Genomic DNA, 15,465 nt, shown 5'->3' on the forward strand with positions numbered 1-15,465 from the left:
TTACTATCTACTGATAAGGACATCAAATTGTGGTTACTATAAATAAAAATGCAAAAGAAGAATTAAAGTCGGTAATCACAGCAAATCGTTTTGCTGATGGGCGTGTTGTGTGGTTGACTGATCAAGGGTATTGGAGCGTTAAACTTGAAGAAGCACAAGTAACTTCTTCACAATCTGACCTTGAGTTCGCACAAGAACAAGCCAAGAAAGATGTGGCAGCACAATATATTATTGATCCTTATTCTGTAGAGTTAAATTCCAATAATATTCCACTTACAACACGAGAACAAGTTAGAGCCTTTGGGCCCAGCACTCATCCAGAATTTAACCCTCGTTCAATACAAGAAACAATACCAAATGAATAATAATCCTATTTCTTCTAATCCGTCTTTGGCGGTTGGTCGGTATAATTACGATCAAGTTGACCATGATTTTTTAAAAGAACGTATTAACCAGTTTCGTTCGCAAATTGAACGCAGGTTAAGTGGCGAGTTATCAGAAGATGAATTTAAACCATTACGGTTAATGAATGGTGTTTATTTGCAGCTTCATTCTTATATGTTACGTGTTGCGATCCCTTATGGGATTTTATCTTCGACAATGTTACGAGGGCTGGCTTACATTTCTCAATATTATGATCGTGGTTATGGACATTTTACAACCCGACAAAATATACAATTTCACTGGGTTAAACTCGAAGAAATGCCAGATATTTTAACGCATCTGGCCTCTGTCGAAATGCATGCGTTGCAAACCAGTGGGAACTGTATTCGTAATATTACCAGTGATGAGTTCGCAGGTTTGGCAGAGGATGAAATCATTGATCCTCGAGTTTACGCAGAAATTATGCGTCAATGGTCAACGTTGCACCCAGAATTTACCTTCTTACCGCGCAAGTTTAAAATAGCAATTAGTGGCTCGTCGAACGATCGTGTTGCAGCATGTTTTTATGATATCGGTATTTTAACACGGTTAAATGATGATCAAAAACCTGTTTTCGAGGTTTGGGTCGGGGGTGGTTTGGGGCGTATTCCTTATAAAGGGAAAATCATTCGTGATGATTTGCCTCCTGAACATTTAATTGCTTATATAGAGGCGATTATTCGAGTATATAACCTTCATGGTTCTCGTAATAACCTTTATAAATCTCGGATTAAAATCCTGGTTGAAAACCTAGGGATTGATGCTTATCGAGAGCAAGTTGAAAAAGAATTTGCTACGATGGATTTGGATCAATATCGCTTATCCGATGATTTAGTTGTTCAAATCCAAGAGCGTTTTGGTCGTCCTAATCTGAAAAATCATCCACAAGCTTCTGAAGTTTTAGAAGCGCATCGTGCTCAAGATAAAGAATTTGATCGTTGGGTAAAAAATAATACACATCCTCATTTTCATAATGATTATATTGCTGCGGTAATTTCTTTGAAAGAAGTGGGAAAAACCCCTGGGGATGCATCAACTGAACAAATGCATGCTTTGGCTGACTTAGCAGATCAATATGCTTTTGGTGAAGTTCGCGTAACCCATTTACAAAACGTAGTATTGGGACATGTGCAAAAAGACAAGCTTTATGAGTTATGGCAAGGGTTGAAAAAACAGCAACTTGCGACAGCGAATTTAGGGTTGATTACCGATATTGTGTGTTGTCCAGGCATGGATTATTGTGCGCTTGCGAATGCACGCTCTATTCCTGTGGCTAAGCAAATTGCAGCTTTGTTTGAAGATATAGAACTGCAAGAAAAAATTGGTCCTGTGAATATTGGGGTTGATGGATGTATTAACTCTTGTGCGCATCATCATATTATGAATATTGGTGTTTTGGGCGTTGATAAAAAAGGTGAAGAATTTTATCAAATTAAACTTGGTGGATCTTCTTATAAAGAAGGGGCTGCGATTGGCTCTATTCTAGGGGCTGCGGTAAAAGCAGAAGAAGCTGTAAAAGCTGTCGAAAAGCTGATTTATTTTTACCTTGAGCAACGTCAAGCTAATGAGCATTTTATTGATACGTATCGCCGTCTGGGCACAGCACCATTTAAGGAGATTGTTTATGCCACTGCTTAGAAATGGAGAAATTATGCCTGATTCTTGGAAGATGCTAGAGGGGGATATTCCTTCTCCTTTGCCTCAAGGATCAATTATTGTGCCTTTCGCATATTTAACTGAAATTGACGTCAACACTATCAGCCAACCATTAGGGGTTATTTTCCCCTGTGATCAGGATGTGGATACGTTAAAACCCTATATTGATCGATTGGAAGTTATCGTTTTGAACTTTCCTGTTTTCAAGGATGGCAGAGCTTTTTCTCAAGCCAGAAAAATCCGTGAGCAATTAAAATTTATGGGAGAGATCAGAGCAACAGGTAAAATAATTTCTGATCAGTATCAGTTTTTAATCCGTACAGGATTTACCACAGTTGCTTTGCCTGAAACAGCAAATGTGCAAAGCTGGCAAAAGGCAATGCATGATTTTAAAGAGGCGTATCAGCCCTCTGTTTTAAAAGAAAAACGACTTTCTGGATTACGTTGGAAAGTTTAATTACGATTACAAGCGATATAGTAAAAGCTATATCGCTTTTTTTATATGAGAGTGATCTTTCTGAGATACACATCTAAGAAGCTTTTTAGAAATTTCTTTCCTTTATTAATAAAAAATCATTTAAAATATTTTTTAAATTGCATTATTTTTATAATTTAATTAGCATTTTAAGAAGATTTTGAAACTATATAAAGGATTGCTAATGTTGTCCTCAAATTCGTCTCTTAAACAAACATTAAGTGGTTTTCATCTGTGGGGAATTGCTGTTGGATTAGTAATTTCAGGGTCTTTTTTTGGATGGAGCTATGGTTGGGCCTCTGCTGGGACATTAGGTTTTTTAATAGTTGTCCTTTTAATTGCATTAATGTATTGCTGCTTTATTTTCAGCTTAACAGAACTTAGTACAGCTATTCCACATGCTGGTGGTCCTTTTGCTTATGCTTTAAGGGCTTTTGGACCCACAATTGGTTTTTTTGCGGGATTTGCCACATTAATTGAATTTGTCTTTGCGCCCCCTGCGATTGCTATGGCAATTGGGGCTTATATCAATGTTCAATTTCCTTTTATTAATACAAAATTAATTGCTTGTACGGCATTTTTGCTCTTTATGGGGTTGAATATTATTGGTGTGCATATTGCAGCAACCTTTGAATTAGTTGTGACATTACTCGCTATTTTCGCGCTGATTCTTTTTATGGTAATCGTTGCACCCACTTTTTCGTGGGAACATTTTGCCAATAACGGATGGGGTGGACAAAATCAATTTCATTTCTCTACGATTGAAGGAATGCTGGCTGCAACCCCTTTTGCAATTTGGTTTTTCCTTGCCATTGAGGGGGCATCTATGGCAGCAGAAGAAGCCAAAGACCCACAACGCACAATTCCAAAAGCACTAGGCGCTGGCATTATTACGGTTACTATACTTGCTTTATTCATTATGTTGTTTGCAGGCGGTGCAAAAGGCGACTGGCGTTTATTAGCCAATATTAATGATCCCCTGCCACAAGCAATGAAAGCTGTTGTTGGTGGGAAAAGTATATGGTTAACTATGTTGGTTTGGTTGGGGCTTTTTGGATTGATTGCCTCTTTGCACGGGATTATTATGGGTTATTCTCGACAAATCTTTTCTTTGGCAAGAGAGGGTTATTTACCTTCATGTTTAGCAAAAGTAAATAAATACACCCATACGCCTTATCTTGCTATTCTTGCAGGAGGATTTGTTGGTATTGGCGCAATTTTCTCAGACTCGCTTATTATCATTGCCAATCAACCCTTAACAGCAAGTATCATGACCGTAGCTGCATTTGGTGCTTTGTTGATGTATATTATTTCAATGGCATCTTTATTTAAATTACGCCGCAGTGAACCAAACCTCCATCGACCTTTTAAAGCACTCTTATACCCTTTTGCACCATTCTTTGCGATGGTAATGTCTATGTTATGCTTGATTACAATGGCGCTCTATAATCTTGAGCTGGCAGGATGTTTTATTGGATTTATGGGCATAGGATATCTTTATTTTTTAGCTACTCAATCATCCAGAAATAAACTAAATCAATAAAATCCAACACATACTTAGCAACATTCAGCAGGTAAAGATGATGTATAAAACAATTTTAGCCAATCAAACTTGGGTTTTTGAAGATTTAAAAACAGTCATGGCAAAAGCCTCTCCCCTACGATCAGGTGATGTGTTGGCTGGTGTTGCTGCAAGTTGCGATGAAGAGCGTGCTGCTGCAAAAATGGCGCTGGCTGATATTCCGTTAAAAACTTTTCTAGAGGATCAGTTAATCCCTTATGAACAAGATGAAGTCACACGTCTTATCGTGGATAGTCATGACAAAGATAAATTTCAGCCTATAAGTCATTTAACGGTTGGTGATTTTCGTGATTGGATCTTAGATGATACAACCACACCAGAAATGATTACTTCTGCAAGTCTTGCGATTACACCTGAAATGGCAGCAGCGGTCAGTAAATTAATGCGCAATCAAGATCTTATTATTGCAGCAAAAAAATGCCATGTGGTAACAAAATTTCGTAATACTATAGGGTTGCCAGGACATCTGAGCACTCGATTACAACCCAATAGTCCGACTGATAATTTACAAGAAATTGCTGCTGGCATGTTAGATGGATTACTTTATGGCAGTGGTGATGCTGTCATTGGAATTAATCCTGCAAGTGATAGCTTACCGATATTAGGAAAAATTAATCAAATGTTGGATGAGGTCATTCAACGCTTTGAAATTCCTACACAAACATGCGTACTAACTCATGTTACAAATACAATACAACTTATAGAAAAAAATATTCCTGTCGATCTCGTTTTCCAATCAATTGCAGGAACAGAAAAAGCCAATACCAGCTTTGGAATTAATCTTAATATCTTGCAAGAATCTTACGAAGCTGCTCTTTCTTTAAAGAGAGGCACCGTTGGAAACAATGTAATGTATTTTGAAACAGGCCAAGGCAGCTGTTTATCCGCTGATGCACATCATGGGGTTGACCAACAAACATGTGAAGTCAGAGCTTATGCTGTAGCAAGACATTATCACCCTTTATTAGTGAATACAGTTGTTGGATTTATTGGTCCGGAATATTTATATGATGGTAAACAGATTATCAGAGCAGGTTTAGAGGATCATTTCTGTGGAAAATTGTTAGGTTTACCTTTGGGATGTGATATTTGCTATACAAATCATGCTCAAACAGATCAAGATGATATGGATACATTGCTCACTTTATTAGGGGCTGCCAGTATCCCCTTCATTATCAGTGTTCCTGGCGCCGACGATATTATGTTAAATTATCAAAGTACCTCTTTTCATGATGCCTTATATCTTCGTCGTTTACTAAACCTTAAACATGCGCCTGAATTCGGCAAATGGTTAGAAAAAATGCATATCACCGATAAAATGGGGCAATTACAAGCGACTAACTCTAATCACCCTTTACTAGCAGCTTTACCTACAGGAGAATAAACATGACACTTCCTGATAATTGGTTATTTTTAAAACAATTTACCAAAGCTCGAATTGCATTGGGACGTCATGGGGTCAGTTTACCAACCAAGGAAATTTTAAATTTCTCTCTCTCTCATGCACAGGCAAGAGATGCTGTTCATCAGCCTTTTAATAGCGATAAGATCCAAGGCGAATTACATGCAATGGGTTTATCCACACTTACGGTTCATAGTTGTGTAAAAGATCAAGAGGAATATTTACGACGTCCCGATTTAGGACGAAAATTAAACCAAGAAAGTATTAAAAATCTACAAGAGGCGTATCAAAAACCATTTGATTTAATCATTATCATCGGAGATGGTTTATCTTCCTATGCCGTTGACCGTCAGGCTGTGGGCGTTATTCGTGCATTACTACCTTATTTAGAGAAATTAAATATCCAGTTAGGGCCAATTATTCTTGCCCATCAGGCTAGAGTGGCTCTTGGCGATCAAATAGGTAGTATCTTACATGCAAAATCAATTGCTATGCTTATTGGTGAACGCCCTGGATTATCCTCGGCGGATAGTCTTGGTATTTATATGACGTGGCAGCCAGACAATACACGCAATGACGCAGACCGTAATTGCATTTCAAATGTTCGCCCAGAGGGGTTAAAACATGATCTTGCTGCATTTAAACTTGCATGGTTATTAGAGCAAAGTTTTATCAAGCAAATAAGTGGCGTTCGTTTAAAAGATGAAAGCGATAATACTGCTTTATCCGATACAATTAAACCTCTTTATATTAGCTGAATAAAGCTGTTTATGAAACAATATTAAATGACTATATATCTTTTGAAATCTTCAGAATATAAATTCATTCTTTTATTAATTATAATAATTATTTATAGTTAATTTAATTTTTATTATAACGATGCAAATTTATGATCGCCTTTTTTTTTAAACAGAATTTTATTCACAACAGTTTAGTTAGTATTTTACGTGCTTATTTAAAATTTGCTTTGAAAACGACACGATGGCAGTTTGATATAGCATCAGAGGCTTATCCTCTATTAACTTGTCAACAAGGTGAGCCTGCTTTGGTGGTATTATGGCATGAATATTTAACATTGGGTTCTCGTTTATGGTGGTGGGGATTATCCCAAAATCCCGATTTACAATTTTATGTCTTAATCAGTCGTAATCGTGAAGGGCGTTTAATATCACAACTGATTAATCCTTGGCGTATTCAAACAGTGCAAGGATCATCTAATAAGCGCGGTCAAGATAAAGGGGGTGCAGCTGCATTTAGAGAGTTATTAAAACATACTAGAGCAGGCCATGTTATAGCTATCACTCCCGATGGTCCAAGAGGCCCTAGGCATCAATGCCATGAAGGTGTTTTAAAACTGGCTTTACTATCAAAAAGAAAAATTGTTCCTATGGGTGCATACTGTCATTCTATTCGATTAAATACATGGGATAAACTGGTTATTCCGTTGCCTTTTGGTAAGGGTAAAATAGTTTGTGGGGAACCTATTGCTGTAACTAAAGATAATTATGATGATTTTGGAAAAAAAATAGTGTCTATGATCGATGATGTTACTCGTAAAGCGCAAGAATAATGTCATTATATTTTAAAAAACGATCTCTTCTTTTACTTTTTTGGAAAATAACTGCAACCTTATTATCTCCGTTACTACCTTTATATTTACGCCACCGTTGTAAAAAAGGAAAAGAAATTAAAGAGCGCTTGTCAGAGCGTATGGGGATTGCTTCTTTGCCGCGCAAGCCTGAAAATATAATCCATTTTCATGCGGCCAGCGTAGGGGAAATTATTTCTTTATTTCCGATTATCACAGCAATTTATCATATTGATCATCATCAGAATTTTTTGATTACTACAGGCACATTAACCTCTTATCGTATTGTCCAAAAATATTGCGAAGAACATCCAGAGTTTGGAGCTTATATTCAACATCAATTTGTTCCTTTGGATGTTCCTTATTGGACAGAACGTTTTGTTATTTATTGGCGACCATCTTTGAGTGTGATTGTGGAAAGCGAGTTATGGCCTAATTTTATTGATGCTTTGTATAAACATCATATACCTGTGGTCTTATTAAATGCACGTTTGTCAGATCGTTCTTTCAAACTATGGTATCGTTTTGGCAAGACGGCTTATGCATTACTCTCAAAATTTAAGTGGATTGCTGCACGCTCACGGCAAGATCAATTAAATTTTAAAAAATTAGGTGTAGAAGCAGATTTTTTAGGGGACATTAAACAAATTGCTCCAGAGTTAGCTTTTGATCGAACAGAGCTTGAACAACTCAAAGTGCATTTTCATAATAAATCATTGTGGTTGGCAGCGTCTACCCACCAAAATGAAGAGGTTTTGATTGTTAAAGCACATCATCAATTACAAAAGAAATATCCTAATTTAATAACAATTATTGTGCCGCGCCATCCAGAACGAGCTAAAGAAATCATAGAGCAAATAGGACCGATGCCTAGGCGCAGTTTGAACCAATTTCCAGATGCGCAAGGCCTATGGTTATGTGATACGTTAGGAGAATTGGGGTTATTTTATCGATTATGCGATATTGTTTTTATAGGCAATAGTTTTGATGTAACGCCTAAAGGTGGTGGGCATAACCCTTATGAACCAGCCAAATTAAATTGTGTCATTGCTTCGGGCAATAAGATTCATAACTTTGTTCAGGCTTATCAATTTTTGGATCAAGCAGTTACGATTATTTCTGATTTAAATTCTTTAGTGGCTTGGGTAGATGATATGCTTTGTAATTCAGATAAACGTAATGCATATGCTGTAAAATCATTATCTTTGATGGGGCAACAAAATGAACAGGCTCAACAAATTGCATTGAGATTATATAATTTAAAGAAGGATGCATCATGAAAGCACCCTTGTTTTGGCAAATAACCCCTCCAACTTTGATAGCAAAAATATTAACGCCTTTTTCTTATATTACTGATTATATAACGCAACAACGTTTATCTAAACCCAGTTATAAGGCTTCAATCCCTGTTATTTGCTGCGGAAATCTAAGCGTTGGTGGCACAGGAAAAACAACAGTTGTATTAGAATTGGGGAAGTATTTTCAACAATTTTATAAAATTGCTTTTTTAATTCGCGGTTATAAACGTAAAAATCAGAATCAGAATCCTGTTTTAGTCAATATTACACAGCATAATGTTGATGATGTAGGGGATGAAGCGTTATTATTAGCACGATTAGCGCCTACTTGGGTTGGGGCTAATCGTGCAGATTCTGCAAAAGCAGCCATTCAAAACGGGGCAGAATTATTAATTATGGATGATGGGTTTCAAAATCCTACCCTTTATCAAGATTTGCCTATTATTATCATTGATGGCGCTGTGGGGTTTGGTAATCAAAAGGCACTGCCGGCAGGGCCTTTACGAGAATTTTTGCATCATGGTCTATCACGCGCCAAGGCCTGTATTTTAATTGGTGAAGACCAAATGGATATAAAAAAATTACTTCCTAAAAAGCTTCCTGTTGTTCATGCATCCTTAGAAATGGATGCTCGAATTATTTGCTATTCTGGAAAATCGGTTATTGCTTTTGCTGGTATTGGACGGCCTGAGAAATTCTTTCGTGCTTTACAACAAAACCAATTATATCTCACGGAGCAAATAGCTTTTCCTGACCATCATTTTTATAGCAATATAGACATAGAGAAATTACTGTATTTGAAATACAAACATCAAACTTCCTTGGTAACCACACCAAAGGATTACGCTCGTTTGCCAGTATCATTCAAAGAGCATGTTATCCCTTTAGGAGTTCATTTGAGATGGCAGGATCAACGGGCTTTGCCTCACCTTCAGGAGCTTCTGCATTCCACGTTTGCCCAGGGCGCAAAGGGATAAACTGGTCTACTGATAATAAATGATCCCTTAAAACACCATATAAAGTATGCACAGGCTCATAAGCTTCCTCACTGCTTAATTGAAAAGTTCCCCAGTGAATTCCCAGAGCTTGTTTGGCACCACAATCTTGGAAAATATCAACAGCTTCTTTTGGATCATTATGATGGCTTTTTAATAAAGCTCTTGGAGCATAAGCCCCTATATTAATAATGGCGGCATCTAAGGACGGAAAATGTTCTTTGATTTGTTTAAAAATACTGCCATCTCCGTAACTGGTATCCCCTGTGAAATAGGTATTATAATGGGGGGATGATATAACAAATCCTCCCCACAAAGAGCGATTGCGATCATAAAGTCCACGTGCTGACCAGTGATATGCAGGCCATAAAGTGATTTTAAGTTGATGCTTGAACAATTTTTCTTCAAACCAATCCATCGCATGAATAGTCATATTATGAGAAATATGTTTTTTTAAAATCAGATCATTACCCAAGGGAGTATAAAATATTGGATGATATTTTTTATAAAGGCGACGTAAGGTTCGGATGTCCATATGATCATAGTGATTATGTGTGATTAAAACTACGTCAATACGTGGCAAATGAGAAAAGGCAACACCAGGAGGGTTAACTCGTTTTTTACCTATAAAGAATACAGGTCCTATTCTAGGTGACCATACAGGATCAACTAAAATATTAAAGCCCTCAATTTGTAATAAAACGCTGGCATGGCCAATCATGGTAATCTTTAAGCCTGCTTCTTGGGTTTTTGGATCTGATTGCACGACATGAGGTGTTAATCCTGTCCAAGCGTGGGTCATCATATGAATATACCATTTAAACCCATCAAACGCGTTTAAATACTTAATTTTACCGGCTGTAAATAAATTATAAAATACATTTCCATTAAAATGGTCACTAATTGGGCCTTTATAATATTTTTGTGTCATAATATTTCCTTAAAGCCCTCTTGCACTTTTTAAACAAACACTCGTAGAATAGCACATGATCTCATTTATAAAATATAGTCATGATGCCAAATTTTAAACCTAAGAAGATATCCTCTTATTTTCATCAGTTTTTACAATATAACGAATATATATTGGCAAAAGGATGTCTTTCTTTATTACGTGCATTATCTCCACGAACAGCTTCTAATGTTGGTGCTTTTATTTGTCGTGAAATTGGGACCAGATTACCTGTGTCTAAAACAGCTGATACCAATTTGCGTTTGGTTATGCCAGAATTAACATCAACCCAAAGACAGAGGGTGATCAAAGGTGTTTGGGAAAATTTAGGTAGGACAGTAGCAGAATTTCCACATCTTGCAGATTTGAACCATAATACGTCTGTAGGGCCAGGATGGGAAGTTGTGGGTGCAGAATATTTAACAGAGCAATCTAAAAAGACAGGGCCTGTTTTATTCGTTTCTGGACATATTGGGAACTGGGAAATGCTGCCGTTAGGTGTGGCAAAATATGGAACGCCTTTTTCTTCTTTTTTTAGGGCGGCAAGTAATCCATATGTCAATCAGTTGATTTTGCAATTGCGTGACGAAGCAATGGGAGAAAAAATTCCAATGTTCGCCAAAGGATCGAAAGGTGCAAGGCAAGCCCTTAAACATTTATTGCAAGGGCAAAGGTTGGGTGTATTAAGTGATCAAAAAATGAATGATGGTATAGAAGTTCAGTTTTTTGGCAGGCCTGCGATGACCTCTTCTGCAGTAGCCAGCTTAGCATTGAAATTAAAGTGCCCCATTATTCCAGGGTATGTAGAACGTTTGGGACCTGCACGATTACGTATTGTTGTTGAGCCACCGATTGATTATTCAGAATTTTCGGAAAATAATTTGGAGAATATTCATCGTTTAACACAGGTGATTAATGATAAATTAGAAGGTTGGATTAAACAAAACCCAGAGCAATGGTTGTGGTTACACAAACGGTGGCCAAAAGAGTTTTATAAATAAAAACGGTATGGGATTATTTATTGTTAATCAGGCCGTGCTTAGCAAAATAATATTCGTTATCAGTATTTATTTTAAATAGCTACTTAGTGAGGCGATAATAAGTAATAATTTTTTATGGGTATAGATACTGAATTTGCAATATTAATATGTATTTTTTTGGAGAAAAAAGTGTAAAATAGTGAAGAAAAATAGAGAACGGCTTTTTGTGATAAGGGCAAAAATGCTATGTTTAATAAAAGCAATTATTTTATACGATATAAAGGCACTTAATAATGACTGAAGACACACAAAAAGATCCTTATTTTGCAAAGAAATTTGTAGAAGCAAAGCTTATACAAATCGCTAAAGAAGCAGCAGGAGTAGGAATCTCTGCAGATGTGTTTGAAGCTTTGATTATTGCTTTGACAGATGAACTTGATTTTAAAGATATAGTGAAAAATTAAAAGGAACCAGTGCAGTGAGTACAGATCCTTATAAAATACTGGGTATTGCTAAGACCGCTACTCAAGATGAGATCCGTAAAGCTTATCGAAAGTTAGCCAAGAAACATCATCCAGATTTAAATCCTGGGGATAAAAAAGCCGAAGAGCAATTTAAATTGGTCAGTATGGCGCATGATTTATTGTCTGATGCAGAGAAACGCGCCCGTTTTGATCGTGGTGAAATTGATATTCATGGTCAAGAACAGGGTTTTGCTGGGGGCGGAAGTCGTTACCAGCGCCATGGAGATGGCTCTCAAGGATTTAGATATAGCCAACAAGGTGGACCACAAGGTAATTTCTCTGAAGATGATTTACAAGATATTTTCAGTATGTTTGGTGGTGGTGCAGGCAGAGGGCCTTTTCAACAAGGCGGAGGCGGTGGTTTTCGTGCACAAAAAGGACAGGATCGTCGTTATAATCTAGATGTTGATTTTCTTGATACCGTTAATGGTACAAAGTCACGCATTATTTTACCTGGTGGGGGTGAGCTTGATGTATCTATTCCTGTGGGGATAGAAGATGGCCAAGTTTTAAGATTAAAAGGAAAAGGGGATTCTGGGTTTAATAATGCCCCTGCTGGAGATGCATTAATCACTATTCATGTTCGTCCTCATGAGTACTTTAAACGTGAAGGCAGAAATATTCGTCTTACTTGGCCAATGGATTTAAAAACAGCTGTTCTAGGTGGAAAAATAAATGTTCCTACGCCTAAAGGGGAAGTTGCTTTAAATGTTCCAGCTGGATCTGATACGGGCAGTGTATTAAGGTTGAAGGGGCGTGGTTTACCAGAAAAAGGCAGCCAAGAAGCAGGGGATTTATATGTGTCTTTGCAAGTGAAACTTGGAACAGTTGATCCTGCTCTAGAGGAATTTTTACGTAATACATCTAATAGTGATCAAAAGTAAATAAAGGGAGAAGAGTAGATGATGACGTTTGAAATGTTTTGTCTTAATCTTCCAGAAGTAACATCAGCAGAAATTAAGATCTGGATTGAAAATCAATGGTTAAGACCTCAAGAAAAAGATGGTAATTATTTATTTCAAGAGATTGATGAAGCCAGAGTTCACTTGATTATTGAGCTACGTGATGATTTGGGTATTACAGAGGATGCAATGTCTGTGGTATTAAACCTTCTTGATCAGCTTTATACTACACGTAGACAGATGAAGTATCTATGCGAAGTGATTGCTACGGATCATTACCCAGATACACAGCAAAAACTTCGTCATATGATGACTCAGCAAGTTATCGTTGATTTATAATCCCAATGTAGAGGGGCGATTAAGAGTCATTAAGAGTTCATTTCTGGTTGTTGGATCGTCTCTGAATATTCCCAACATTTTAGACGTGATCATTGAAACACCTGTATTATGAACCCCTCGGGTAGTCATACATTGATGACTACCTTCAATAATAACGGCAACCCCTTTAGGTTCTAGAACTTCTTGGATCACATTGGCAATTTCAGAGGTCATACGTTCTTGGATTTGTAAACGTTTGGCAAAAATTTCTACAACTCGAGCAAGCTTTGAAATACCTACCACACGTGAGTGCGGAAAATAAGCAATATGCGCTGTACCGATAATAGGCACCATATGATGCTCACAATGGCTTTCAAAACGAATGTCTCTTAATAAAACTGTTTCTTTATACCCACCAACTTCGTCAAAGGTGCGTGACAAGACTTCTCTGGGATCTTCTTTATATCCAGAAAAGAACTCGTCATAAGAATTAACCACACGGGCAGGGGTGTCTAATAATCCTTCTCTTTCGGGATTATCTCCAGCCCAGCGAATTAATGTGCGAATAGCCTCTTCTGCATCTTGGCGGGTTGGGGCAGAATTATTTTTTGAGTTCATATTGCTTCATCTTTAATTAATTGAAAATAAGTCATGTGGATTATCAAGGTTAAAAGAGGGAATATCGATATTCATTATATTTCCTGTATGATCTGAAATCGTATAATAACCTTTTACAATATTTGAGGGTGTATCCAAGGTTATACAAGATGTATAATCGCATGCTTCACCAGCATTGAGCTTAGCATCATCATTTTCAATGATTTTGGTATCAATGGTTGTAATACGGCTGTTGGTTTTAATAATGTCCCAATGTTGTCTTGTGATAGAAATTGGGGTAACATTATGGTTTTCGATACGAACATGATAACCCCAACTAAATATATTTCTTCTGGGAAAGGAATATTCCTCTAACCAAAAAGGATAAATAGCAATATAAATATGATGCGTGCTTGCTTCAAACACGTCATATTCTTGAAATAGATCTTGGTATTGCTCTTTATTAGTTTGGGCAATTGATGAAAAAAGTAAACGTGGTATATGATAATTCATTGCAGATAGATTTATTTTATGAGGGTGATAACGCAGCAACGGCATCAAGGCCTCGTTGCAAATCTTCGATAATGTCTTGAACGTCTTCTATACCTACAGAAAAACGAATAGATCCATCAGTAATCCCTAAATGTAGACGTTCCTTCTCCCCAATTTTCATATGGGTTGTCGTAGCAGGATGGGTCATAATACAACGGTTATCACCAAGATTATTGGAAATTAAAATTAGTTCCAAAGCATTCATAAATGTAAAAGCAGCTTTTTTCCCTCCTTTAATTTCAAAACCAATCATGGTGCTGGATGCAGACATTTGTTTTTGACCTAGCTCATAATGAGGGTGCGATTTTAATCCAGGATATAATACACGAGAAATTAAAGGAGATTTTTCGAGAAACTCTGAACAAGCTTGTGCATTTTGCGTCATTTTTTCAACGCGTAAAGGCAAGGTTTCCAATCCTTTGAATAATACCCATGCATTAAATGGAGACAGGCCAATACCAGTATTTCTGACAAAAGGAGTGATATTATCTTCAATAGTTTCTTTGTTGCCTAATACAGCCCCTCCTAAAACACGTCCTTGACCATCAATATGCTTTGTACAAGAATAAACAACAATATCAGCCCCCCATTGCAAAGGGTGTTGATATAAAGGAGTTGCAAAGACATTATCAACAATTAGCTTTCCGCCAGCTTTATGAGTTAAATCTGCAATAGCTTTGATATCTAAAATATCTAACATTGGGTTAGATGGTGTTTCAATTAAAACTGCAGCAGTTGGTTTGCTTAGTGCTTCTTGCCACTGGTCTAATTTTGTTCCATCAACAAAAACGGTTTCGATACCTAATTTTGGTAATAGATTTTCAACAATCCAATAACTTGATCCAAATAAAGCACGTGATGCAACAACGCGGTCACCAGTTTTTATCAAAGGCATGAGGCTGGCATAAATAGCACTCATTCCAGTAGAGGTCAGCACACAGGCTTCTGCATTTTCTAGTACTGATAGGCGATTTTGCAAAGAGGTTAGATTTGGATTATTGAAACGGCTATATTGATATCGATCCTCTTCACCAGTAAAGGTTCGTTCTGCTTGTTCTGCACTATCGTAAATAAAGCCAGAAGTTAAAAAAACAGCATCACTGGTTTCATCAAAAGAAGTTCTTTCAACCCCACCATGTATTAATTGTGTGGCGGGTCTATATGTTTTGGCGCGTTTCATAAAATTATCCCTTATAAATATTTTTAGGTAAAATAGAGGAGAAA

Annotated in this window: 17 protein-coding genes; 13 read left to right on the top strand and 4 right to left on the bottom strand. The window is 37.1% G+C overall.

The window, feature by feature from the left end:
• The first annotated feature begins 29 nt into the window (after positions 1-29).
• The 9 genes from QMN76_RS05990 to lpxK all read left to right on the top strand — a co-directional run bounded on the left by QMN76_RS05990 (position 30) and on the right by lpxK (position 9,401).
• On the top strand, positions 30-365 hold the full coding sequence (locus QMN76_RS05990) for a DUF2849 domain-containing protein (protein WP_282024117.1): 336 nt from the start codon (positions 30-32) through the stop codon (positions 363-365).
• Entirely contained in the window at positions 358-2,061 is a 1,704-nt protein-coding gene (locus QMN76_RS05995) for a nitrite/sulfite reductase (RefSeq protein WP_282024115.1), read from the top strand. Before QMN76_RS05990 ends, QMN76_RS05995 begins: the two co-directional genes overlap by 8 nt.
• Positions 2,048-2,536 carry a DUF934 domain-containing protein gene (locus tag QMN76_RS06000; protein WP_282024114.1) on the top strand — a complete coding sequence of 163 codons (489 nt, stop codon included), beginning with the start codon at positions 2,048-2,050 and terminating at the stop codon, positions 2,534-2,536. Before QMN76_RS05995 ends, QMN76_RS06000 begins: the two co-directional genes overlap by 14 nt.
• Positions 2,537-2,738: 202 nt before the next feature.
• Positions 2,739-4,097, top strand: coding sequence for an ethanolamine permease (gene eat, locus QMN76_RS06005; protein ID WP_282024113.1), 1,359 nt, complete (start codon positions 2,739-2,741; stop codon positions 4,095-4,097).
• A 37-nt stretch (positions 4,098-4,134) separates the two neighbouring features.
• Complete coding sequence (locus QMN76_RS06010; RefSeq protein WP_282024111.1) at positions 4,135-5,520, top strand: ethanolamine ammonia-lyase subunit EutB; 1,386 nt, start codon at positions 4,135-4,137, stop codon at positions 5,518-5,520.
• A gap of 2 nt (positions 5,521-5,522) precedes the next feature.
• Entirely contained in the window at positions 5,523-6,296 is a 774-nt protein-coding gene (eutC, locus tag QMN76_RS06015) for an ethanolamine ammonia-lyase subunit EutC (protein ID WP_034339670.1), read from the top strand.
• Between the two features lie 131 nt (positions 6,297-6,427).
• A complete protein-coding gene (locus tag QMN76_RS06020; protein ID WP_282024109.1) occupies positions 6,428-7,108 on the top strand; it encodes a lysophospholipid acyltransferase family protein in 681 nt (226 codons plus the stop codon).
• On the top strand, positions 7,108-8,406 hold the full coding sequence (locus tag QMN76_RS06025) for a 3-deoxy-D-manno-octulosonic acid transferase (RefSeq protein WP_282024108.1): 1,299 nt from the start codon (positions 7,108-7,110) through the stop codon (positions 8,404-8,406). The genes QMN76_RS06020 and QMN76_RS06025 overlap by 1 nt, the downstream gene beginning before the upstream one ends.
• Positions 8,403-9,401, top strand: a complete 999-nt coding sequence (lpxK, locus tag QMN76_RS06030) for a tetraacyldisaccharide 4'-kinase (RefSeq protein WP_282024107.1) — start codon at positions 8,403-8,405, stop codon at positions 9,399-9,401. Before QMN76_RS06025 ends, lpxK begins: the two co-directional genes overlap by 4 nt.
• Here lpxK and QMN76_RS06035 read toward each other — a convergent pair.
• On the bottom strand, positions 9,301-10,350 hold the full coding sequence (locus tag QMN76_RS06035; protein ID WP_282024105.1) for an MBL fold metallo-hydrolase: 1,050 nt from the start codon (positions 10,348-10,350) through the stop codon (positions 9,301-9,303). The genes lpxK and QMN76_RS06035 overlap by 101 nt on opposite strands.
• Positions 10,351-10,433: 83 nt before the next feature.
• Here QMN76_RS06035 and QMN76_RS06040 point away from each other — a divergent pair, with 83 nt between their 5' ends.
• From QMN76_RS06040 to QMN76_RS06055, 4 genes are all read left to right on the top strand, one after another.
• Complete coding sequence (locus QMN76_RS06040) at positions 10,434-11,369, top strand: lysophospholipid acyltransferase family protein (protein ID WP_282024385.1); 936 nt, start codon at positions 10,434-10,436, stop codon at positions 11,367-11,369.
• 272 nt (positions 11,370-11,641) lie between these two features.
• Positions 11,642-11,812 carry a hypothetical protein gene (locus tag QMN76_RS06045; protein WP_161631860.1) on the top strand — a complete coding sequence of 57 codons (171 nt, stop codon included), beginning with the start codon at positions 11,642-11,644 and terminating at the stop codon, positions 11,810-11,812.
• A gap of 14 nt (positions 11,813-11,826) precedes the next feature.
• A complete protein-coding gene (locus QMN76_RS06050; protein WP_282024102.1) occupies positions 11,827-12,756 on the top strand; it encodes a DnaJ C-terminal domain-containing protein in 930 nt (309 codons plus the stop codon).
• 18 nt (positions 12,757-12,774) lie between these two features.
• Positions 12,775-13,113 carry a chaperone modulator CbpM gene (locus QMN76_RS06055; protein WP_034339664.1) on the top strand — a complete coding sequence of 113 codons (339 nt, stop codon included), beginning with the start codon at positions 12,775-12,777 and terminating at the stop codon, positions 13,111-13,113.
• Here QMN76_RS06055 and folE read toward each other — a convergent pair.
• The 3 genes from folE to metZ are packed head-to-tail and all read right to left on the bottom strand — an operon-like array spanning position 13,108 to position 15,421.
• A complete protein-coding gene (folE, locus tag QMN76_RS06060) occupies positions 13,108-13,710 on the bottom strand; it encodes a GTP cyclohydrolase I FolE (protein ID WP_034339661.1) in 603 nt (200 codons plus the stop codon). The genes QMN76_RS06055 and folE overlap by 6 nt on opposite strands.
• Positions 13,711-13,722: 12 nt before the next feature.
• Positions 13,723-14,247 carry an ApaG domain-containing protein gene (locus QMN76_RS06065; RefSeq protein WP_034339658.1) on the bottom strand — a complete coding sequence of 175 codons (525 nt, stop codon included), beginning with the start codon at positions 14,245-14,247 and terminating at the stop codon, positions 13,723-13,725.
• A complete protein-coding gene (gene metZ / locus QMN76_RS06070; RefSeq protein ID WP_282024099.1) occupies positions 14,219-15,421 on the bottom strand; it encodes an O-succinylhomoserine sulfhydrylase in 1,203 nt (400 codons plus the stop codon). Before metZ ends, QMN76_RS06065 begins: the two co-directional genes overlap by 29 nt.
• Positions 15,422-15,465 lie beyond the last annotated feature (44 nt).

Source organism: Commensalibacter papalotli (ex Botero et al. 2024) (genome assembly GCF_947179115.1).
In the GTDB taxonomy this organism is placed as follows: Bacteria; Pseudomonadota; Alphaproteobacteria; order Acetobacterales; family Acetobacteraceae; genus Commensalibacter; species Commensalibacter papalotli.

Excerpts from the sequence above, each read along its gene's own strand:
- QMN76_RS05995 (WP_282024115.1), top strand. The coding sequence starts at position 358 with ATGAATAATAATCCTATTTCTTCTAATCCGTCTTTGGCGGTTGGTCGG.
- QMN76_RS06000 (WP_282024114.1), top strand. The coding sequence starts at position 2,048 with ATGCCACTGCTTAGAAATGGAGAAATTATGCCTGATTCTTGGAAGATG.
- eat (WP_282024113.1), top strand. The coding sequence starts at position 2,739 with ATGTTGTCCTCAAATTCGTCTCTTAAACAAACATTAAGTGGTTTTCAT.
- QMN76_RS06010 (WP_282024111.1), top strand. The coding sequence starts at position 4,135 with ATGATGTATAAAACAATTTTAGCCAATCAAACTTGGGTTTTTGAAGAT.
- eutC (WP_034339670.1), top strand. The coding sequence starts at position 5,523 with ATGACACTTCCTGATAATTGGTTATTTTTAAAACAATTTACCAAAGCT.
- QMN76_RS06020 (WP_282024109.1), top strand. The coding sequence starts at position 6,428 with ATGATCGCCTTTTTTTTTAAACAGAATTTTATTCACAACAGTTTAGTT.
- QMN76_RS06025 (WP_282024108.1), top strand. The coding sequence starts at position 7,108 with ATGTCATTATATTTTAAAAAACGATCTCTTCTTTTACTTTTTTGGAAA.
- lpxK (WP_282024107.1), top strand. The coding sequence starts at position 8,403 with ATGAAAGCACCCTTGTTTTGGCAAATAACCCCTCCAACTTTGATAGCA.
- QMN76_RS06035 (WP_282024105.1), bottom strand. The coding sequence starts at position 10,350 with ATGACACAAAAATATTATAAAGGCCCAATTAGTGACCATTTTAATGGA.
- QMN76_RS06040 (WP_282024385.1), top strand. The coding sequence starts at position 10,434 with ATGCCAAATTTTAAACCTAAGAAGATATCCTCTTATTTTCATCAGTTT.
- QMN76_RS06045 (WP_161631860.1), top strand. The coding sequence starts at position 11,642 with ATGACTGAAGACACACAAAAAGATCCTTATTTTGCAAAGAAATTTGTA.
- QMN76_RS06055 (WP_034339664.1), top strand. The coding sequence starts at position 12,775 with ATGATGACGTTTGAAATGTTTTGTCTTAATCTTCCAGAAGTAACATCA.
- folE (WP_034339661.1), bottom strand. The coding sequence starts at position 13,710 with ATGAACTCAAAAAATAATTCTGCCCCAACCCGCCAAGATGCAGAAGAG.
- QMN76_RS06065 (WP_034339658.1), bottom strand. The coding sequence starts at position 14,247 with ATGCCGTTGCTGCGTTATCACCCTCATAAAATAAATCTATCTGCAATG.
- metZ (WP_282024099.1), bottom strand. The coding sequence starts at position 15,421 with ATGAAACGCGCCAAAACATATAGACCCGCCACACAATTAATACATGGT.